Genomic DNA, 18401 nt, shown 5'->3' with positions numbered 1-18401 from the left:
GCATTCATGCGGGAGTGTGATGCCGAAGCAAAGAAGATCGCCGAGGCTCAGGCGAGTTGGAGCGCGAAGTACCAGCTTGAGCGCATCAAGATCGTCAACCGCGCTCTCCAACGCGCAATACACGCTGGGAACGCAGCATGACGACCGCTCCGCTCTTTGCCGGTATCGGCGCCCACCAGACGCCGCGGCGGACTCGCACCGACGAGTGGTTGACGCCGCCCGCGGTGCTGAAAGCCCTGGGCCCGTTTGATTTGGATCCGTGCGCGCCGATTGTGCGGCCATGGCCGACCGCCGCACACCATTACACCATCCGCGACAACGGGCTGCTTCTGCCGTGGTTCGGCCGAGTCTTCCTCAACCCGCCGTATCATCGGAGCGTCATTGGCAAGTGGTTGGCACGGATGTCCGGCCACGGTCGTGGCATCGCGCTGATATTCGCCAGGACCGAAACCGAGGCCTTCTTCCGGTACGTCTGGGAACAGGCATCCGCGCTGCTCTTCCTGCGCGGCCGGCTCGACTTCCACACCGTCGACGGCGGGACGGCGCAGCGGCAGTCAGGCCGCGCCGCAAACGCCGGCGCTCCGTCGGTGCTCTGCGCCTACGGCCCGCGCGACGCCGAGATGCTCGCCTTCTGCGGGCTGAACGGGGCATTCGTGCCTCTCCGACTGCCGCGGAGTGTCGTTGTTCTGGCTATCGAGCCGACCTGGCGTGAGGCAATCGTGGCTTGGATGCGCGCGCAGCGGGGTCCTGTGCCGCTCGCCGAGATCTACCGAGCGTTCGCGGCACATCCGAAGGCCGCAGCTAACCCGAACTACCAGGCAAAGATCCGACAGGTGCTCCAGATGGGCGCCGGCGTGCGGGTCGGACGTGGACAATGGAGCGCGTCATGATCATTCGAATTTGCGACCTCGAGACCACCAGCCTCGAGCCTACCGCCGAGGTGGTCGAACTCGCTTACCACGACATCCGGGACGGGCACCTCTACACCACCGGCCGCCGGTCGTTCGTGAAGCCGGCGGCGCCGATCCCGCCGAGCTCATCGGCAATTCACCACATCGTCGACGAAGATGTCGCTGAAGCGCCCGCCTGGAATTCGGTCTGGCGCCTGCTGGTCGAGCGCGATGACGACGCCGAAGAACTGATCTTCGCAGCCCATTCCGCTCATTTCGAGCGGACCTTCCTCGATCCATTGATCCAGGCGCGATGGATCTGCACGTGGAAATGCTCATTTCGGCAGTGGCCGGACATGGAAAGCCACTCGCTGCAGGCGCTTCGATATGCCCTGAAGCTGACGCCGGCCGACGCGGCGCTGGCCATGCCGCCCCATCGAGCGCAACCGGACGCCTATGTTTGCGGCCTGCTCGTCCTCGAACTCCTGAAGCACCAGACCCTCGAGACGCTGATCGCGTGGAGCGCCGAGCCGCCGGTATTCACCAAATTCGATTTCGGCCAGTTCAAGGGCAAGCCGCTGTCGGCCGCTGACGCCGGCTATCTCGACTGGCTCGGCAACAAAGACCACAATCTGGGAGAGGACTGGCGCTGGAACGCCAGGCGCGAGATCGAGCGGCGCGCCAACGCCAAGGCTGAGGAAGCCGCGCGCGCCCGCCGGCAATACCTCGAGCAATCCATCGCCGCCATCCCCGGTGCTGTGTCGGTGCGCGATCTCGAGAACTGGTGGCACGGGCAATCCGACCATTGGGCAGCGCACGGCATCCTCGTCGGCTCCGAAGAATACGAGACGCTGCGCAGCGCCTGCGCCGACCGGAAGCAACACTTGCTCAGCACCGGCGAGCCCCAGTTCGAACCGCCCGGGGCAGCGACATGAACGCGCACGCGCACAATCCCGGCGGCAAGGCCCGCCTCACGCTGATGGACGGCGTCCACGGCGACGTCATGTTCTGGGGCGAGAACGAATGCTATCGGCCCATGCTGACCCGGAAGTGGGTGAACCTGTTCACCGCCGGCACCAGGCTGCCGAACAACTTCGTCCTATGGATCGGGATGAACCCATCCACGGCCGACGCCAACGTCGACGATCCGACGCTGAACAGGGTGATCGACTTCTCCATGGAGTGGGGCTTTGACGGCCTGGCCATGATGAACGTCTGCGATTACCGCGCGACTAAGCCCGAGATGCTGCTCAAGCCCGGCGTCGTGCCGCGCAGCAAAGGCAACCTACCGCTCATCCGGGACACCGCGAAACAGGCGCAAAAGATCGTCTGCGCCTGGGGCAATATCCATAAGCGGCTCGTCGATCACGCCATCGAGGTGGAGTCAGCTTTGCGCGCGGATGACCACGAGCTCTGGTGCCTGGGCGTGAACAAGGGCGGCACGCCAAAGCACCCGCTTTACGTCAAGGGCGACACGCCTCTTGTCGAATTTAAGGAGATTCCTGTATGACTTTTGCTTTCCCGCGCGCGGTGATCGAGCAACACACCGCGTTTCTCGGCAAGACCGGCAGCGGCAAGACCTCGACCGCAAAGCTCGCCGTCGAGCAGATCATTCGCGACAACCCCGCCGCTCGAGTTTGCGTGCTGGATCCAATCAAGTCGGATTGGTGGGGCATGACGTCGAGCTCCGACGGCAAGCGGGCCGGCCTGCCGTTTTACATCCTTGGCGGTCCGCGCGGACACGTTCCCCTGCATGACTCGGCTGGCAAGGCGATCGGCGAGCTCGTCGCGTCGGGCAACCTGCCGCTCTCGATCATCGACATGGCGGACTTCAACGCCGGCGGGCTGCAGAAATTCTTCAATGACTTCGCCCCTGCCTTGATGAAGCGGATGCGTGGCGTCGTCTATCTCGTCATCGAAGAGGCACACGAGTTCGCGCCCAAGGAGCGCGCCGGCATCGGCGCCGAGAACCTTGCAATTCACAACGCGAAGAAGTTGGCCACCGCCGGCAGGTCGAAGGGCGTCCGCCTAATGGTGGTGACGCAGCGGACGCAGTCGCTGCACAACGCCGTGCTCGGTAGCTGCGACACCATGATCGCGCATCGCCTGACGGCGCCGGCGGATCAGGAGCCGGTCAAGAAGTGGCTGAAGGCGAACGTCAACAAGGAGACCTTTGAGCGCGTCTCGACCTCTCTCGCCTCCCTGAAGACCGGTACCGGCTGGATCTGCTCCGGTGAGGCGCAAGTGGCCGAGATGTTGCTTTTCCCGAAGATCTCGACGTTCGACAATTCGGCGACCCCGACGGGCGAGATGGCCGACCAGCATGTCCAGACTGCACCTGTCGATCGGGAACGCCTGCGCGCCATCATTGGCGACGCCGTGAAGCAGACGGAGGAGGACGATGTCCTGCGGCTGCGGGCTGAGATTACGCGCCTCAACGCCGAGTTGGCAAAGGGCGGCTCCGCGACGCCGGCAGCACAGGACCAGATCGACGCCGCATATCAGGAAGGGCTATGGGACGGTCTGCACCCATTCCTCGAATTGTCCGAAGATTTGGATTCGCTGGGCGTGGCCACGCGAAATCTGCTTGCTCGCGTTGGTGAAGTTCAAGCGAAGCACAAAAATGCAGTGGACCACGCGCCACCGCACGCGCGCGAACCGCGCAACCACCGCTCCCTGTTGAACCCGGGCTCGCCATCCCTGAAAGCCCCACCTCGCGCACCGGTGCGGCCGGCGACGCCTCCTCCATTGCCGGCGGCGAGCGGCAATGGCGCTCTCAACTCAGCTGGCCAGAAGATGCTGGCCGTACTCGACACCAACCCGCCTGTCCGGCGTACGTGGAGACAGGTGGCCACTCTCGCTGGACTCAAGGCGCGCGGCGGTCACTTCAACACCGGCAAAAAGGGATTGCAGGGATCGGGGCTGATTAAGGAGGATGGCGATTTCGTTTCGATCGCTTCCCCGAGCTCGGCCGCCGTGACGGGCAGCATCCCGCCGGCCGAACTGGTCGAACTTTGGTGCGGCAGCCTATCGGGCGCGGCCCCGAAATTTCTCCGTACTATCTTCGAAAACGGTGGCGTGATGTCCCAGGCGAAGGTGGCCGATGTGCTCGACATGCAGCCCCGTGGCGGCCACTGGAATTCCGGCTGGAAGGAACTTCGCGACAACGACGTTCTCACAATTCGCAACGGCATCGCCGAACTCACGGAGCTTTTCCGGCCATGAAGCGCGCACTGACCATTCTCAACGAGACCGGCGACGTCACCATCACCTGGGACGCCGAGAACGACGACCGCATGCTGGAAATCATCGCGAAGAAGATGAAGGCCGGCATCACGTTCTTCCTGATCGAGCCGCGCATCGGCGGCCTGGTCGCGCCGGACACCAGCAAGCCGCTCAAGAAGGTGAAGGACTCGCTGAAGCACCGCGCCTTGTCCATGAAGGACGAGGACTTCGAGGCGATGGTGTCCGAAGGCAAAGCCGAGCTCGTCCAGACGCCGGCGGCGCCGGCGCGCACGGTGCGCAAGGCCGAGACAGCGCGCGAGGTCGCGGCCGGCGAGTCCGTAGGCGTCCGGCCGATGCGGGGCGGCTAATGCAGTACCAGCGGGCGCCCTTCCCTCCGGAAGTCGAGTATTTCCTCGACTCCGCGGTTGAGTACGACGAACTCGGCTCGTTCGCCCATGCCGCGCTGACGCTGCTCGGCAGCCGGAAGATCGTGCCGGAGATCATCGAAAGAGGCGGCGGCGGTCGGCTACTGCGGGCGCGCCAAGGCAAGTGCCACGATCTCGACGCCTACGCCCATCAGATGGTTGCCGACCTGCCGGAACCTGAGCAGCGATCTTTCGTGGCTGTCGGGCTGCGCTGGGAGCCGCTCCGGCTGCTGCGGATCGCCGAATATCTCGCTCACTACTTTTTCGAGGACGAGACGCGCGGCGGCGCAGGCATTCCGTTCCGACGGTACCAGCGGTGCGCCCCCAACTACGACCCGACTCCGGGCGCCAGGCGGAAGCTTTACGCCCCGGCGGCGATCCGGAGATATGCTCGGCACGAAGACTGCTCGATGCCGAGGGCGCGGCTGCTGGCCGGCCGGCTGAGGCGGCTACCGCCCGCGGCCCCGCCGGACGTCGATCTCGTCAGCGACCTCATCCAAGAGCAGCGCGAAGCCTACAAGGCTGAGTACTACAGGGCGCGGCAGCAATTCGAGGCGCAGCAACGGCGGCGCTACTTCTCCGGCGTCGACCTCGAGCGAGAGCGCCGCGCCATCCGGCGGGCGGCTATGTTCTGCGCCGGCGTGCTCGGTCCGGCCAGCGTCGGCGCGTTCGCCCGCGGCGAAGCCATTACGTTCGCCGGCTGCGACGTCTCGATCGAGGTGGCCCGCGCGCGCTCGATCGCCACCGTCGGTCACGGCGCTCTCGACGTGAAGCTCCGCGCTCCGGATGGAACCCGGTTAGCCAACGTTTGCGTCTTTTTCGACGGGACGCCCGCCCTCGACCAACTCGCCGCGATCGCGATGCATGTCAGCGCCGGCGAGGCGTCCGCGATAATCCAGACCGGCAACCTGTTCAACATCAGCGATGCGGGTGCCGAGCATCCCGTCGTCCAGGCGCGGCTCGCCCAGACGCCAAAGGTCGACGCCGATGTGCTCGACCGCGTGCGCCGCCACGGCCTCGCGCCCAGCGAATACGATAAGCAGATGGCTGCGGTTCGCCGATACACGGCCGACACCATCGAGATCTATTGCGAGGCTGTCCGGGCGCAGGTAAGGCCGCCACGGCGGCGGCTGCGGGAGACGTTGATAAGGCGAAACACCACACGATTTCGACCGCCGCAGCGCTATTAAACTGGCACCGGCATCTTTCCGGGACGAGCCGTGAGATGCGGCCGGGGATCGACTCCGTCGAGCGCGGCATCGTAACGGAGTCGGCACAGTGAACCCAGCACGTAGAGAGGGATCGGAGGCGCTGCGCGGGGCAGACATCCGCTTCCGGGTGGATCCCGGTGACGTGCCGCCCGAAAAGGCAGCCCGCCGTCTGCACCTGACGCTGGACCGATTCAACGAACTGCTGCCGAACCTGTTGAAGCGCGGCTTCCCGCCGGCCGATCCGGATACCGGCATGTTCGACCTCGACCAGATCGACGAATGGAGAAAGCTGCGGTTTGGTCGAGAACAGCCATTGACGCCGGCCCCGGCGCCCGCGCAGCCTGAGGCCCAGGCTCAACCGGGTATGACCGAACGGTTCCTCAATGCGAAAGAACGGCAGGCCAAGAGTGGGAGGGGGAACCGTGGCCCTTCCTGAGCACGTTCATTCGATATCGAAGCCGAACGGCCGAACCTATTATTATTACTCAAAATTCCGCCGGACAGAGCGAGAGTGGCCGCGCGTCCGTATCACCGCCGAGCCGCTGTCTGAGGAATTCGCAAAGCGGGCCGCACAGCTGGACAAGCTTGACGCCGTCAAAAGCGCAGAAGGCGTCTGGTCGTGGTTCTTCACCGACGTCACCGACCGGCGCCACCCCCTGCCCGAACCCGCCGACCATCGCCTGTTCTGGGAAGCCGTCGACAAGGCAGAGAAAATCGGCATCCAGGTCAAGGCAGGCAACACTCGGTCCTTCCGAGCGCTCATCGCCGAGTTCAAGAAGCACAACGCTTACACCAAAGACATCGGTGAAAGCATGCGGGAACAATACGATCGGTACATCGAGATAATCGAGGCGGCTTGGGGCGACGACCCTGTCGAGTCCCTCGAGGCGACGACGATCCAAGGGGTTCTCGACAAGGGTTTCGCCGACACGCCGTCCGCGGGCCGCGTCTTCCGGTCGACACTGAGCCGGATCATTTCTTGGGGCATTCCACGGGGATTTCGGAAAGACAATCCGGTGGAGCACACCGAGCGGTACGACGGCGGTGGCACATACTCGCCGTGGCCGCCCGAAGCCTTCGATCTCTGGTTCGAGCACGCCCGCGTCGACGTGCATCTGCCGGTCTATAGCGCCCTGTTCACCGGACAGCGCAAGGTCGACGTACTCAAGATGCTGCGGCCGAAGGTGGCCGCGACCGAAATGCCGATCATTGCGCAGAAGACCGACGACAAGGTTCCGGTCCAGATCCATTCCGAGTACCGGGTCATCATCGACGCCACGCCGAACGGCGAGGACAAGGAGGCCGGCAAGCCGCCGCAGCTCAATCTGCATCTGCGCGCCGACGGCAGCCCGTGGACCTATGAGGGCTTCAAGACCGCCTGGCAGCGCGAGGTCGACAAGACCGTCAATGGCGAGAAACCGCTGGCGTGCTTCACCGAGAAGCGCTGGGTGTTCCACGGCCTGCGCAAGAACGCGGTCTGCATGCTGCTCGAGGTCGGTTGCACAGAGGACCAAGTGTCGGCGATCGTCGGCATGTCGCCGGCGATGGTGCGGCACTACGCCAAGGAGGTCTCGAAATTCCGCCTCGCCCGCTCCGCGATGAAGCTGCTCGAAGACGGCTGGGCGCAGCAGCGCATCCACGTCCTCGGCGCGAAGAAAAAGGAGGGCTGAAAGTGGTTTACAAACCCCCGATTCTTAGCGCCAGTTCGGGCACAAATCAGGCAATCCGTTGTAAACTCGCTTCGTTGAATTTGCTGCGAAAATCCTCATGAATACTTCACTTTTAATCATGGGGTCGAGGGTTCGAGTCCCTCCGCGCTCACCAAACAAAATCAAGCACTTAGCCCTAAAATCAAGCCTCCAAAATCTAGATCAAAATCCGGTCGTGCACACACCATGCACACCGGAGAGAGGCCGTGATCGCAATCGCTGGCCTCGTTGCAGGCATGCTGTTCGCCATCGTCGTCCGCTGGTTTCTCTCACGAAGAAAAAGGACGGCCCAAGATTGAGCCGTCCTCTCCAGATCGTCGATTTCGAAGGGCTCGCCAGCGCTGAAACTGGCGGACTTGAAATTCATCCCACTCTTAGATTTTCAGCGGAGGTCTTGCCCCTGTTGGTCATTTCTTCGTAGCTGACCTTGGTACCCTCATTGAGGTTGCTCAGTCCTGCTTTCTCGACCGCCGAGATGTGGACGAAGACATCCTTGCCGCCCTTGTCGGGTTGAATAAATCCATAACCTTTGGTTGCATTGAACCACTTCACAACACCTGTTGCCACGCCCGGCACTCCGTTTTTGAACCAATGGCGGTAGTCTAGTGCGGCCGGACGATCCGCGGCAAGAAAAAACCGCCTGCACGCAGTAGCACACAGGCGGGGATCTCTTGGTTAGATCATCGTGCGCTGAGCATTGATCGCCAGCCACAGAGCTGTGCGTATGAGCGCCCTCGCTATCAGGATCCGGATCAGGCGCATTGACCACCTCCAATGCGGACAACCGTCGGTAAGTCCTGCTGAAGCCGCGCCAGCCGGCTAAGAGCCTGCGATGCATTGGTGTGGAAGTCCCGCAGGTCTTGCGCCCGATCGCGGATGTCTCCCACCACCCGCCAGATGCCATCCATTGCGGTTTCGGCATCAGGTTGGGCAGTCAGGACGCTCAGCAGGGTCGCATACTGGAAGACGGCCGTGATGCACTCGTCCATCTGCGATAGCGGCCACTCGGTAGCCCTGATGATCTGTGCAGGGGTCTCGGTCATGCCATCACCGTCTGCATCCAACCGCCGGAACCAACCTGCTCAAGCAGGCCCTCGAAATCCGCGATGCCACTCTCGGCCGGATCCTCCTCCCGGTCCCGCCGATCGCCAACTGCCCACGCCTCTTGGCTGTGGTAGTGATCGCGGCTGCCAAGGCTCGGCTCGGCGTCGCCGCCGTCCTCATCGTCCGCGGTGTCCAGCTCGCGGTCGTCGGTACCAGACAAGCCAGCACCGCGCTCAGTCCAGCCTAGCGAGGGCTCGTCGTCCCCATCCGGCTCGAGCTCCATGTGATTGTCGGTCTCATCCAGGAAGCGGATAGCCGGTCAATCTCGTCCCTCGCCTCCTTGCGGAGTCTGCCGATCGCTTGAAAGATCTGCTCGGGGGAAATGTCGGTTCTGAAATATAGCGCACCAGCGGAGTCCGCTGGCCGTTCTACGGTCGTTTTCATGGTGGTTGCTCGCGGTAACCGGCTGTCTAGACCGGGGATGCCAGCGACGGGCTGGCGCCGGGAGCTAGACAACACGCCGCGAAGCGTGCGCCACGACCTTTCCCGAAGGTCTTGTATAGCCGTGGCACTCCCGGCATAATGCGCCGGTCGCAGCCCACGGCAAATGGGCGCGTCGTTACTTTCAGCGGGACATGAGGCCCGGCAAGGCCGATGGCCCGCCTATCGCGGATGAAGCGCAATCCCCGGCAAGGGACCGCTTCGGGAGTTGTCTAGGCTCCGCGAACACTCCATCACTGATTTGGTTAAAAATCTACCCTCAAGGGGGTGGAACCACAGGTGGTTCCCGCAAGAAACGCCAACAAAATTGCCGTATTTTGGAGCCCGGCGGCCTTGCTAAGACTCGTACAGATGGTACATATCTGTACGTACAAGACAGTGAGAGGAGGTCGGGATGGCCGCTCTTTTGAAGGAACATGAGACCGAGCAGTGGTCGCAGCCCGTTTCGAACGAGGGTTTTGCCAAGCTGTTGCAGGCCATCGAAGAACCCAAGAAGCCGAGCGAGGCTTTGAAGCGGTTGATGCTGAGCTACAAGAAATCAAAATAGAGGTTCATGCCGACTGCCAAGGGTGATCGTCCTGATCCGATCGAAATAGAAATCCAGCCCCTCGATTCTACCCATGAACGAGGGGCTTTCTGTTGCGCTTCGACCAAAAGGATCCAGAACTATTGCAGGAACAACGCAAGGAAAGATCACGACGCATATAAGGTGCGTGTGTATGTGGCGGTGGCGCCTAGTACAAAGAGGGTTCTGGGCTTTTATAGCCTGACGATCAAATCACTTATTCCCGAAGACGTATCCGAAGCCGCTAAGGAAAAGTTCTCTCGCGTGTCCGCGGTGCCGGCGATCTATCTCGCGATGATTGGCGTAACGGACGAGTGCGCGGGGGGCGGAATTGGCAAAAAGCTTCTCGCCCATGCAATTGCGCGGGCGGTCGAAGTGTCAGAAATCGCCGGGGCGTTTGCATTAGCGCTCGATGCTTTAGATGAAGAAGTTGCAGCATTCTACTCGGCACTCGGTTTTGAGCTTTTTACGACTGGTGAGCTCCAGATGTTCCTCCCTCTAAGTGTTGCCCGCGAATCTCTGGTTGGCTAACTCCATTTCTATCGCGCCATCACTTCGCCGCGACTCAGGAGCGGCTATTCATGCGGGCTTGGGGCTTCAAACGGAGCCCTTCTCATGCCGAAGGCCACGAAAACTCATTGTAAGCATGGCCACCCGCTCGAAGGCGACAATCTGAGGATTACCAAAGCCGGCGAACGTACATGTCGCGCGTGCCATAACATCAACGCGCGCAATTGGCGGGAGGCCAACCGAGAGCAGATCAGGTCATCTCAACGTGAGTGGCGCGCAACGCATCCGGAAAAATATAAGGAAACTCAGCGGCGAAACGGTCGCAACAGATCTCGCAGGCTGCGTGCAGAAGGCAAGGCCCGCAACGGATACGGCCCGAACGTCTTAAGCCTCATCGGTCGCGAGACGCTTTCTTCCGCGTTTGAGACGGCCGCACAAACGGGACAGATGACAGAGGTACAAGTCATCGTCGGCAAATGGCGTTGGGGGGCGGTGCGTTTCTTCTATCCAAAGATCGCAGCGCAAATGCGTAAGATCGTATTTGAAAAGAAACGCCAGCTTCGCGTCGAGATCATAAAGCCAGCAGCACCTGCGATCATCCGCGTGGCGAGTTTGGATCTCCTCGATCGCATCAATGCAGTAGTGCCCCGCGGGCTTCCAAAAGATCAGCGTGACGACATCATCAGCGACATGGTGGAGGCTGTGCTGTCGGGCCGCGTGCGCATCAACGCTATAGCGGAGCACGTCGGCCAGTTCGTGCGCGCCAGCTACCGCATAGACCACAACAAGTTCGGCCCCCTCTCGCTGGATATGCCGGCGTTTCAGGAAGGCGAAACGCGACTGGTGGAGACCATCAGCCGCGGATTGTGGAGCGAGTAGGTTTTCCACACCTACGACAAACCGGGAATAAAAAAGCCGCCTGGTTATCAGGCGGCTTTTTTTCGATCAGCTCGCTTGAGGATGACTATTCGTCAGCAACCGGTGCCCAAGCTGCCGCAAGGGAATACTCAGTCTCGGTGCGCACCTCGACATGTGCGCGCTGATCACCCAACACGCCATAAATATCGTTGGGATCGCAGGGAGACGACGTGACGATCTCTGATCGGATATCGCTAGAATAGTGCGGGTCCAACTGATTTACCTTCCTTGACTGGTCCGGCATTACGGTTCTCCCTCAGTTATGGCTGCATCCCACGCCTTGTGACGCACCCACCTGAACGGCCGGTCGGCGGTGATTACCGCAATCTCGATCGGCCCGCCACAGGTTTGTGCAAAGCTCGAGAATTTCAAAGCCTTAATGGTGCTCAGAATGCACGTATACGTGAAGTCGACTGCATCGCGGATTGGCGCCGGCAGGTGGGTTAGAGCCTGTTTTCGGAGCAAACCATCTAGTTCGGCCTCGGTTCCACTCCATTTGCCCGAACTGAGCAAGGCTTGCCGTAGAGCGGGATCATACCCGTGGAGCAGGCGGGCAATCATGTTCGGCGCCCCCCAAAAGCGCTGCCCCCCGGCCGGTATTTCCTTTGGTTGCGGCTTCCCGTTCTGGGGATCGAATACGGTTTCAAAGGCCTGCGGCTTACGGTCAGGCGACACATATCCTGCGATGCAAAAGCCCACCGTCAGGTTATTCCGTAGGCCATTATATTGAGCTTCTTGGTCTTTCGTCCGCGAATTAGGGGCCGGCGGTACGGCAAGAGGGTCGTATGGCAACAGCTTGGAGAGGGTGCCGCATAGCTGGATGTCGGCGCTCAAGGACGAGCTGTATGCCGTCCAAAAATGAGCGCACCAACGGTCGGCCACCTCCTGCATGCTCTTTGGTTTCTTTTTCTTGAGATCGTCCGCCAGCAAGGCCACCAACGTGCGATGGCTCCCCACGGAGAGGCCGCCCAGCCCCCACGTCACAATCCCAAACGTCGAATTTTCGCCGATCTCGAATATCTTCTGGCCGTGATTAAAGTAATGATTCCCGGACGGGAGCGTGTACGTCGACGTGCTGTCAGCGCCCAGCACCACCCCTTCGCTCGAAAGATAGCAAGCAGCAATAGTCAACTGTGTACCCCCCAATACAACCGGCAATAGCAGATTCGCCTCGCCTGCTGGTTAACCATTTTTATAAATACCGCTACCGCCCCAAAAAGAAGCGGCGATATCGCGATTGTGGTTCGGCCCGATCTCAACCGTTGGGCGCCCCGACTTAGGCCCAAATTACGGGCTATGCGATCCCGACTTTCGGATACACCAACCGCCGGCCGAACCCGATGTCATCGCTGCCCCTGATGCGCCGATAGATCTTCAGCGTCAGACGCTTCGCGATGACATCGGGGGCCTCCCCTGCCTGCAGCTTGTGGGTCGTCTTCTCTCCATACCGGTTTCGCACCGGTTCGCCCGTGCCGTCCGTCATCGTCAGCACATCGTCCTTAAGGGTGTAGTAGCCGATCGTGACTTGGCCCGGATCGTTGTCGCGCAGCATGCTCGGATTGGCGACGATCGCGCTTACCTGCTTCACCTCAGACATAGGCCCCTCCAGGGTATTCAATCTTGCGGTGGAAGTTACTCGCATGCGGGAACGGAGAGCCGTCCGGCTCCGTGAAGCACAGTGCCACAGCATCGCCTTCGTCAGGCGACGGCATGCCGCGCTTGCGCATGTCTTCCTTGCTCTCGAGCAGCAGACGGCCGTCCGACATGAATTTGTAGCCCATGCTCACCAGGTCAGAATGCAGGCTGTCGCTGTCCGGCAACGAGAAACGCCCCTGCAGCGCTGCCTTCAGGTTGACGTATAGCTCCGCACGTCGATTTGCGGGGCCGCCCGCAGGCTTGCCGTTCTCATCAAACGGCGGTGGCTCTACAGGCTTACCGCCGAAGTTCACGCGGCTGATCTGGTAACCCTGCTCCTCCAGCCGATCGGCGACACCCACACCAAGGCCGCCAACGTCAATGTTCACCTTGGCCGGCTTCTCCTCGCGGATGATCCTTCCGACCAGGCCGGCAACCTGCATCGTGTCCAGACCCTTCCAGCGCTGTGTCTTCGTGATGCTGTGACCGCGGCGCCAGGCAATGGCGGTGCTATCCGCACCCTTGCCGGCGGGGTCGACGCCAATAATCAGCGGCCCATATGGCTCAATATCCGTGGTCTTGCGGGCCTTCAACACAAGATCGTTGGTGATGTAGCTATCGAACTGCGAGGCCATGAACGCCTCGTCAGGTGTCAGCGGATATTCCCGCTTGAAATAGTCTTCACTGCCGCCAATCTCGGCAATCTTGCAACGGCGCCAATAGATTTGCTCGGCATCGAGCTTGTGCAGGTCTGCAAGCTCTTGCTCATCGGCCGTCATGGTGAAGTCTTCGGGCACCGGCTTGCGATAGGTCGCATCGATCGACCACGGCAGGAAGATCGCAACGAAGGCGGTTTCCCCGGCCTGGGAGCGTCGCCACAGCTGGTGGAATTCGTCACCGAACTGATTCCCGGTCGTCTCGAGAATGATCTCGGTGCCGTCAATGTCCGGGATGGTCTGCATCAGCGCGGCAAGCTGCTCCATCAACGACACCCAGAACGCCGCCTCAGAGGCATGCAGCATCTGCGCGGTGGAGCTTCGGCCGGCGCCTTCCTGCGTCGCCACAGAGACCAGATAGCCGCTATCGATGTTGTCGAAGATCAGCTCTTCAGCATTCGAGGCGCCAGTGGATGTCCGTTTTCCAGCACGTTAGGTTGCCGTCGACCTCCGCAATGAATGCGCCGCCGCCTCGCGGTAGCAGGCTGTCCTGCTGCGCGTTCTTGACCGGGTGACACATGACAAGGACGCACGGTCCGCCAGGCAGTGAAACCAGCGAGCGCATCATGCGGGCATGGGCGCCGGCCTGGACGTTGCCGTTTTCCTCGTCGCCCTCGAAGAATGCCGCGCTGGTATCGACCACGACCAACGATACCCCGCCGTCAATGCGCTGCACTTCTTCCCGGATCCGCGGCGCGATCTCTGAAAGTTTCTTGACACCGGCCACGAAGTGAACCCCGATCGTCTCGGGGTCAAAGTCCATCTTGTCTGCAAGGGCGATCCACCGCATGCGAACGTCATCGGGATTTTCGCCGGCAAGGTACAGAACACGGCCGGGTTCAACATCCCGGTTGCCGAGCGGTAGGCCCAAAGCCTTGTGAGCAGAGATCAGCAAGGCAACAGCGGTCTTGCCGTGACCGGTTGGCGCGGTGAGCGAGTAGCAGAACCGCCGCTGCACCAACCCGTCAATTGCGTAGTCAGGCGGAACGAACGTTGCGATGAATTCCGCGCTTGTTTCGACCAGATGATGCGCTTCGGTCTTCTCGATCTCGGGAGTATGGCGCGCTATATCGACGAGCTTTTCGACCATGCCGCCCGCCTCAAGCCAATCCGACACGTCGCCCTTATCGGGCAGGCCCGGGAGCGTCACGATACGAACCGACCGCGCGACGTTGAGCACGGTTTCAACAACCTGCTGCGCGTGCTTGGCGCCGGCCTCGTCATTGTCCGGCAGGATATAGACATCCCTGTCCCTAAAGTATTCGGCCAGCTCGGGAGTAAACTTCCCGGCGCCGCCAGGGTTGGTGGTGACCGTCAGGCCCAGCGCCGCAACGTTGTCCGCGTCCTTTTCACCCTCGACCACAAACACGGTTTCATGCTCAGCCTCGAGCAATTCGGGCAGCCGGTACGGGATCTTCGGCCCCTTGGGCGCGCCAGTCACCCACGCGCTTCCGTTCCAGTGCGATTGATAGAAGCCGGGACGCACGACACGCAGGTAGTTCGTACCGTCAGCCTGCTTGTAGACGTACTCCGCTGGCGGGGTGCCGGCCTTCGCAACCGGCTTGCGCACGCGATCGGCCATCCTGGTGATGCTGTCGACGAGCGGCCGGCGCGTCGGCTCCCAACGAATGCCGAGCCTTTCCCGCACATAGTCCTTGCAGGCCAACGGATCATCGTTTGCGAAGCTGGTCACCACGAAGCCACCAGGCGCGGCCGGGTCGATCTTGATCGAAAGGGAACGGTCCTTGGGTGAGTGGTTGGGACCGGGCGCCAGAACCTGGTTGCCAGTGACCTCGCCGCCCAATGCAAGCGCGACCTCTCGCGGAGTGAAATTGAATACGTGTGCATTCATGCCGCATCTCCCTTCGGGAGGCGCTGCCGTTTGGAGATGGCCTGCTCGATGTTGCCGGCGGCCTCATAGATCGCATCGGCAAAGGCCTTCCGTTCCTCTGGAAGCCAATAGTCCCGCGGGCATACCTCGCCGATGGCGCGGATCTGCCCGATAATTGCAAGCGCAGGCATCCTCATCGCGACACCTCCCCATGCAGGAGAGGTGCAACGACCGAAGCCATCGCGAACGAGATGGCGCAGCGGCGAGTGAGATTGTTTGCTTGAAAATAGCAGAGCGATTTTGTATCTTCCGAACCGATCAAAGCGCCAGCCAGATCAGAGTTCGGAACGCCCCGCGTCACCAGCGCGGGGTTTTCCTTATGAGGCTGCATCAAGCGGCAACCTCCGAAGTAGACCGCACCTTGCCCGCTGACAGCCAGGCGTCTAGGTCGTCTAGATCGTAGCGAATGGTGCCGTTGCGCTTGATGTAAACGGGCCCGCCGCCAGTGCAGCGTAGCTTGTTGAGATATCCCTCGCCGAAGCCGGTATAAACTGCGGCGCCCTTCACATCGACCGGCGGCCGATGCGCTTTGTTCGGAGTGTCCATCAAAGTCCTCGGTTGCTTCTGCTACCGAGAAACCCGTTACGCTAAACCTTTTCCGGAATTTCTCGGTAAGGTGAATACCGAGACAGAACACCACAGAACAAATCAGAACAGAATCGAAACGACCCTACAAAAATCGGCGTCAGAGTTTTTGTAGCCAATTGCCGCTACAAAATCGCGACGCCGCATTAATGTAGCTTCTTCCGTTTGCGGGGCGTGAACTTCACCACGTTGCTGCCAAGAGCCTTGAGCCGTTCGGCATCTTCTTCAGCCAGGCGCTTTCTTATAAGCCCGATGCGGCGCTCATGCCTGCTATCCGGCGTGTCTTCGTCGAGCCAGCCTTCCTTCACCGCCCAGCGGATGTGGCTGGCCACGTGCTTATCCGGCTGGGTTTCGATCATCGCAACCACCACCAGATATCCGGGCTCGTAGTGCCACTCCTGATATGACCCCCTTTTTCTACCCGGCTTCTTCGCGGCTCCCAATTTGGCATCGAGTTCCTGCACACGACTTGTGGCCTGCGCGAAATCGCGAGCGCGTTCACTGGCCTCCAAAAGAAGTGGCAATAGCTTTTCGGTGGAAGCCCTCCCCTTGAGGTCTTCGACGGGATTGCTTTTGGCTGCATGCCAACCAGCGTTGAACATAACCGCGTCCGCAAGCATCCGCTCGATCCGAATTTGGCTAGCCATTCCCTGGGCGGATAGATTGTTGTTGGCGGTGATGTGGTCGTTAAAATAGCGAAGCGCATCCAGAAGTAACTGCAATTGGTAATGGGTGTTCATTTCCGCTCTCCGGAGAACTGGACGACGTTATCTGCCGGCGGGTTGAGGATCATCTCCACCATAGCAGCCAGGGCATCGAATGCCTTGCGCTTCTCCTCGAGGTATTCGTATCGGTCGTAGGTTTCGCGCACGCCGCCAATCACGTGCCCCATGCAGCGCTCAGCGTGATCGGCATCGACCTTGGCGCGGCTCATCAGGCTTCGGCCGGTGCGGCGCAGGTCGTGCAACTGCCATTGTTTCATCGGTGGCCTGCCTTCGGCTTTCCTGATCTTGGCAATCAACTTATTCAGATCCTTTTTGGCCTTGCTGAAGCCGCTGAAAGGCTTTGCCCCATCCGGCTTGCCGTCTTTCTTCGTGGTCGAGAACACGAACCATGAGTTTTGCTTACAGCCGTCCGGCTTATCCCCAAGCAGTTCCCTCAGTGCCGACGTAATCGGGATCACGTGATCGCGCTTATTTTTGTACCGGCTCGCAGGAATCGTCCAAAGATCGCCCTCCAATTCCTCGGTATGCAATCTGGCGGACTCGTTGCGGCGGGTCATGGCGAGCAGTAGCGACTTGACGAAGCGGGGATAGCAGGCCGGCCCATCCTTCCATTGGTCCAGGGCCTTCCAGATGTCCCGGATCTCGTCGTCGGCCAGGATGCGCTTGCGAGCTCGCTCCTTCGGCTTGGTCTTGGCCATGCCGCGCACGATCGGCGACTTAAATTCGTCGTCCTGCGTCATCTGCCAGTTGAAGGCCTTGCGGACATGGGCCAGCACCCGGTCGGCCATGACGGGCCCGGTGCCCTCCTTCACCTCGTTGAGCATGGTCGTGATGTCGCTGCGCTTGAGGTCGTAAATCGACTTATCCCCAATCCGCGGGCGAACGTGGTTTGTAAATGCCTGCTTCACCTGATCGCCGCTGCGCAGGCCCTCAACGTGGTCCTTCTCGAAGGCGTCCAGCACGGCATTGACGGTGTTGATCTCGGCCAGCCGTTCCCGCTTGGCCTCGGCGCGGGCCTCCTGAAGTTCCCCAACCGGGTCCTGCTTATTGGCAACCTCGCCCGCCGCCTTCTTGGCGAGGTCTCGAGCCTTGTCCGCTGTGATGCTCCCGTGCAGCCCCAAACCCAGCCATCGCTGCTTGCCCGTCGTCTTGTCCCGATATCGGTAGCCATAGGTGACGGCGCCGCTGTCCAGCTTGCGCGCCACGAACCCCTTCACCTCCTTGTCGGCGAGGATCTGTCCCGCCGTCATGCGGTCAATTTGCGTTTTGGTGATCTTGGTCTGCATGGCCTGCCCCGTGCACACAAATCAGTTACGTGGTCTATGTGCACACTCTATGCACACACTGGCAGGTCAACGCAAGGAAATTCTTGGAATGTGTAGGATATTGTAGAAAAGCCTGATATTATGCGGTTTTCTTGGCTCATAGGAGAAAATTCAATGTTCGGAAATGGTTGGCTTGTGTACACACCCCTAGCTTTTAATCATGGGGTCGAGGGTTCGAGTCCCTCCGCGCTCACCAAACAAAATCATGTCCAGCCCGGACAGATAGGTAACAGAACGTACCTAGGACATAGGTGACAACCTCGTGCCGAACGGGTTGTCGAGGGGCTGCAGGGTTTTCTGCTCCAGGTCGAAGTATCCCAGATCATAGTGCATGAAGCTGACGAGCCAAATGCCGTCATCGACTTCCTTGATGCCGAGCCGCTGACCGGCCAGCACAGTTGAGATGTTGATCCTCTTGCGGTGCAGGCAGAGCCGTCCGCAAGCTGTGACGAGCACGTCGCGGTCGTGGAAGGGATAGACCAGCTCGGGCAGCCCATCGTAGGGACGCGGTGAGGCCGTGTAGAGT

22 protein-coding genes and 1 pseudogene are annotated in these 18401 nt (G+C 60.9%); 11 read left to right on the top strand and 12 right to left on the bottom strand.

The annotated features are described in order from the left end of the window. The first annotated feature begins 137 nt into the window (after positions 1-137). The 8 genes from K288_RS0104020 to K288_RS0103985 all read left to right on the top strand — a co-directional run bounded on the left by K288_RS0104020 (position 138) and on the right by K288_RS0103985 (position 7421). Positions 138-890 carry a DNA N-6-adenine-methyltransferase gene (locus K288_RS0104020; RefSeq protein WP_027578408.1) on the top strand — a complete coding sequence of 251 codons (753 nt, stop codon included), beginning with the start codon at positions 138-140 and terminating at the stop codon, positions 888-890. Further along, entirely contained in the window at positions 887-1825 is a 939-nt protein-coding gene (locus tag K288_RS49400; RefSeq protein ID WP_160168921.1) for an exonuclease domain-containing protein, read from the top strand. The genes K288_RS0104020 and K288_RS49400 overlap by 4 nt, the downstream gene beginning before the upstream one ends. Then, on the top strand, positions 1822-2400 hold the full coding sequence (locus K288_RS0104010; protein ID WP_027578407.1) for a DUF1643 domain-containing protein: 579 nt from the start codon (positions 1822-1824) through the stop codon (positions 2398-2400). The genes K288_RS49400 and K288_RS0104010 overlap by 4 nt, the downstream gene beginning before the upstream one ends. Continuing rightward, positions 2397-4115, top strand: a complete 1719-nt coding sequence (locus K288_RS0104005; protein ID WP_027578406.1) for a DUF87 domain-containing protein — start codon at positions 2397-2399, stop codon at positions 4113-4115. The genes K288_RS0104010 and K288_RS0104005 overlap by 4 nt, the downstream gene beginning before the upstream one ends. Then, positions 4112-4483: a hypothetical protein gene (locus K288_RS0104000; RefSeq protein WP_027578405.1), complete on the top strand. Its 372-nt coding sequence runs from the start codon at positions 4112-4114 to the stop codon at positions 4481-4483. The genes K288_RS0104005 and K288_RS0104000 overlap by 4 nt, the downstream gene beginning before the upstream one ends. Next, entirely contained in the window at positions 4483-5730 is a 1248-nt protein-coding gene (locus tag K288_RS53485) for a hypothetical protein (protein WP_027578404.1), read from the top strand. Before K288_RS0104000 ends, K288_RS53485 begins: the two co-directional genes overlap by 1 nt. A gap of 88 nt (positions 5731-5818) precedes the next feature. Further along, complete coding sequence (locus K288_RS44585) at positions 5819-6187, top strand: hypothetical protein (RefSeq protein ID WP_152535370.1); 369 nt, start codon at positions 5819-5821, stop codon at positions 6185-6187. Further along, on the top strand, positions 6174-7421 hold the full coding sequence (locus tag K288_RS0103985) for a hypothetical protein (protein WP_043159309.1): 1248 nt from the start codon (positions 6174-6176) through the stop codon (positions 7419-7421). The genes K288_RS44585 and K288_RS0103985 overlap by 14 nt, the downstream gene beginning before the upstream one ends. A 402-nt stretch (positions 7422-7823) precedes the next feature. On the opposite strand, the gene K288_RS0103975 is transcribed toward K288_RS0103985, so the two are convergent. The 3 genes from K288_RS0103975 to K288_RS0103960 form a co-directional block, all read right to left on the bottom strand. Next, positions 7824-8027 (bottom strand): cold-shock protein, encoded by a 204-nt coding sequence (locus tag K288_RS0103975; RefSeq protein WP_027578401.1) that lies wholly within the window; start codon positions 8025-8027, stop codon positions 7824-7826. A 185-nt stretch (positions 8028-8212) separates the two neighbouring features. Further along, positions 8213-8503, bottom strand: coding sequence for a hypothetical protein (locus K288_RS0103965; RefSeq protein ID WP_027578400.1), 291 nt, complete (start codon positions 8501-8503; stop codon positions 8213-8215). Continuing rightward, complete coding sequence (locus K288_RS0103960) at positions 8500-8787, bottom strand: hypothetical protein (protein WP_027578399.1); 288 nt, start codon at positions 8785-8787, stop codon at positions 8500-8502. Before K288_RS0103960 ends, K288_RS0103965 begins: the two co-directional genes overlap by 4 nt. A 612-nt stretch (positions 8788-9399) precedes the next feature. Here K288_RS0103960 and K288_RS53480 point away from each other — a divergent pair. The 3 genes from K288_RS53480 (at position 9400) to K288_RS52095 (ending at position 10959) form a co-directional block, all read left to right on the top strand. Then, entirely contained in the window at positions 9400-9552 is a 153-nt protein-coding gene (locus K288_RS53480; RefSeq protein ID WP_160168920.1) for a hypothetical protein, read from the top strand. 6 nt (positions 9553-9558) lie between these two features. Beyond that, positions 9559-10101: a GNAT family N-acetyltransferase gene (locus tag K288_RS44580; RefSeq protein ID WP_051334342.1), complete on the top strand. Its 543-nt coding sequence runs from the start codon at positions 9559-9561 to the stop codon at positions 10099-10101. An 84-nt stretch (positions 10102-10185) separates the two neighbouring features. Further along, positions 10186-10959: a hypothetical protein gene (locus K288_RS52095; protein ID WP_152535369.1), complete on the top strand. Its 774-nt coding sequence runs from the start codon at positions 10186-10188 to the stop codon at positions 10957-10959. Positions 10960-11241: 282 nt separating this feature from the next. On the opposite strand, the gene K288_RS0103940 is transcribed toward K288_RS52095, so the two are convergent. The 9 genes and pseudogenes from K288_RS0103940 to K288_RS44560 form a co-directional block, all read right to left on the bottom strand. Next, positions 11242-12129, bottom strand: coding sequence for a hypothetical protein (locus K288_RS0103940; protein ID WP_152535368.1), 888 nt, complete (start codon positions 12127-12129; stop codon positions 11242-11244). Positions 12130-12292: 163 nt separating this feature from the next. Next, positions 12293-12595, bottom strand: coding sequence for a hypothetical protein (locus K288_RS0103935; protein WP_027578396.1), 303 nt, complete (start codon positions 12593-12595; stop codon positions 12293-12295). After that, entirely contained in the window at positions 12588-13616 is a 1029-nt protein-coding gene (locus K288_RS44575) for a hypothetical protein (RefSeq protein ID WP_152535367.1), read from the bottom strand. Before K288_RS44575 ends, K288_RS0103935 begins: the two co-directional genes overlap by 8 nt. A 124-nt stretch (positions 13617-13740) precedes the next feature. Further along, positions 13741-15153, bottom strand: coding sequence for an AAA family ATPase (locus K288_RS0103925; protein ID WP_160168919.1), 1413 nt, complete (start codon positions 15151-15153; stop codon positions 13741-13743). A 44-nt stretch (positions 15154-15197) separates the two neighbouring features. After that, the gene (locus tag K288_RS52090) at positions 15198-15377 is read right to left on the bottom strand and encodes a hypothetical protein (RefSeq protein WP_027578394.1); all 180 of its coding nucleotides are present in this window, start codon (positions 15375-15377) and stop codon (positions 15198-15200) included. Between the two features lie 193 nt (positions 15378-15570). After that, a complete protein-coding gene (locus K288_RS44565) occupies positions 15571-15786 on the bottom strand; it encodes a hypothetical protein (RefSeq protein ID WP_051334340.1) in 216 nt (71 codons plus the stop codon). Between the two features lie 185 nt (positions 15787-15971). Further along, on the bottom strand, positions 15972-16565 hold the full coding sequence (locus K288_RS0103910) for a hypothetical protein (protein ID WP_027578393.1): 594 nt from the start codon (positions 16563-16565) through the stop codon (positions 15972-15974). Next, positions 16562-17836 carry a site-specific integrase gene (locus K288_RS0103905; RefSeq protein ID WP_043159306.1) on the bottom strand — a complete coding sequence of 425 codons (1275 nt, stop codon included), beginning with the start codon at positions 17834-17836 and terminating at the stop codon, positions 16562-16564. The genes K288_RS0103910 and K288_RS0103905 overlap by 4 nt, the downstream gene beginning before the upstream one ends. A 279-nt stretch (positions 17837-18115) precedes the next feature. After that, positions 18116-18401, bottom strand: a pseudogene (locus tag K288_RS44560) (hypothetical protein); the annotation flags it as partial.

Origin of the sequence: Bradyrhizobium sp. Ai1a-2, from assembly GCF_000426245.1 — a bacterium.
Taxonomy (GTDB): Bacteria; Pseudomonadota; Alphaproteobacteria; order Rhizobiales; family Xanthobacteraceae; genus Bradyrhizobium.
Note: the sequence above shows the minus strand (reverse complement) of the source record. Positions and strands in the feature narration are given on the sequence as shown.

Bases quoted from the DNA above. Each gene is read 5' to 3' on its own strand.
- K288_RS0104020 (WP_027578408.1), top strand. From the start codon at position 138: ATGACGACCGCTCCGCTCTTTGCCGGTATCGGCGCCCACCAGACGCCG.
- K288_RS49400 (WP_160168921.1), top strand. From the start codon at position 887: ATGATCATTCGAATTTGCGACCTCGAGACCACCAGCCTCGAGCCTACC.
- K288_RS0104010 (WP_027578407.1), top strand. From the start codon at position 1,822: ATGAACGCGCACGCGCACAATCCCGGCGGCAAGGCCCGCCTCACGCTG.
- K288_RS0104005 (WP_027578406.1), top strand. From the start codon at position 2,397: ATGACTTTTGCTTTCCCGCGCGCGGTGATCGAGCAACACACCGCGTTT.
- K288_RS0104000 (WP_027578405.1), top strand. From the start codon at position 4,112: ATGAAGCGCGCACTGACCATTCTCAACGAGACCGGCGACGTCACCATC.
- K288_RS53485 (WP_027578404.1), top strand. From the start codon at position 4,483: ATGCAGTACCAGCGGGCGCCCTTCCCTCCGGAAGTCGAGTATTTCCTC.
- K288_RS0103965 (WP_027578400.1), bottom strand. From the start codon at position 8,503: ATGACCGAGACCCCTGCACAGATCATCAGGGCTACCGAGTGGCCGCTA.
- K288_RS0103960 (WP_027578399.1), bottom strand. From the start codon at position 8,787: ATGGAGCTCGAGCCGGATGGGGACGACGAGCCCTCGCTAGGCTGGACT.
- K288_RS53480 (WP_160168920.1), top strand. From the start codon at position 9,400: ATGGCCGCTCTTTTGAAGGAACATGAGACCGAGCAGTGGTCGCAGCCC.
- K288_RS44580 (WP_051334342.1), top strand. From the start codon at position 9,559: ATGCCGACTGCCAAGGGTGATCGTCCTGATCCGATCGAAATAGAAATC.
- K288_RS52095 (WP_152535369.1), top strand. From the start codon at position 10,186: ATGCCGAAGGCCACGAAAACTCATTGTAAGCATGGCCACCCGCTCGAA.
- K288_RS0103935 (WP_027578396.1), bottom strand. From the start codon at position 12,595: ATGTCTGAGGTGAAGCAGGTAAGCGCGATCGTCGCCAATCCGAGCATG.
- K288_RS44575 (WP_152535367.1), bottom strand. From the start codon at position 13,616: ATGGAGCAGCTTGCCGCGCTGATGCAGACCATCCCGGACATTGACGGC.
- K288_RS52090 (WP_027578394.1), bottom strand. From the start codon at position 15,377: ATGAGGATGCCTGCGCTTGCAATTATCGGGCAGATCCGCGCCATCGGC.
- K288_RS44565 (WP_051334340.1), bottom strand. From the start codon at position 15,786: ATGGACACTCCGAACAAAGCGCATCGGCCGCCGGTCGATGTGAAGGGC.
- K288_RS0103910 (WP_027578393.1), bottom strand. From the start codon at position 16,565: ATGAACACCCATTACCAATTGCAGTTACTTCTGGATGCGCTTCGCTAT.
- K288_RS0103905 (WP_043159306.1), bottom strand. From the start codon at position 17,836: ATGCAGACCAAGATCACCAAAACGCAAATTGACCGCATGACGGCGGGA.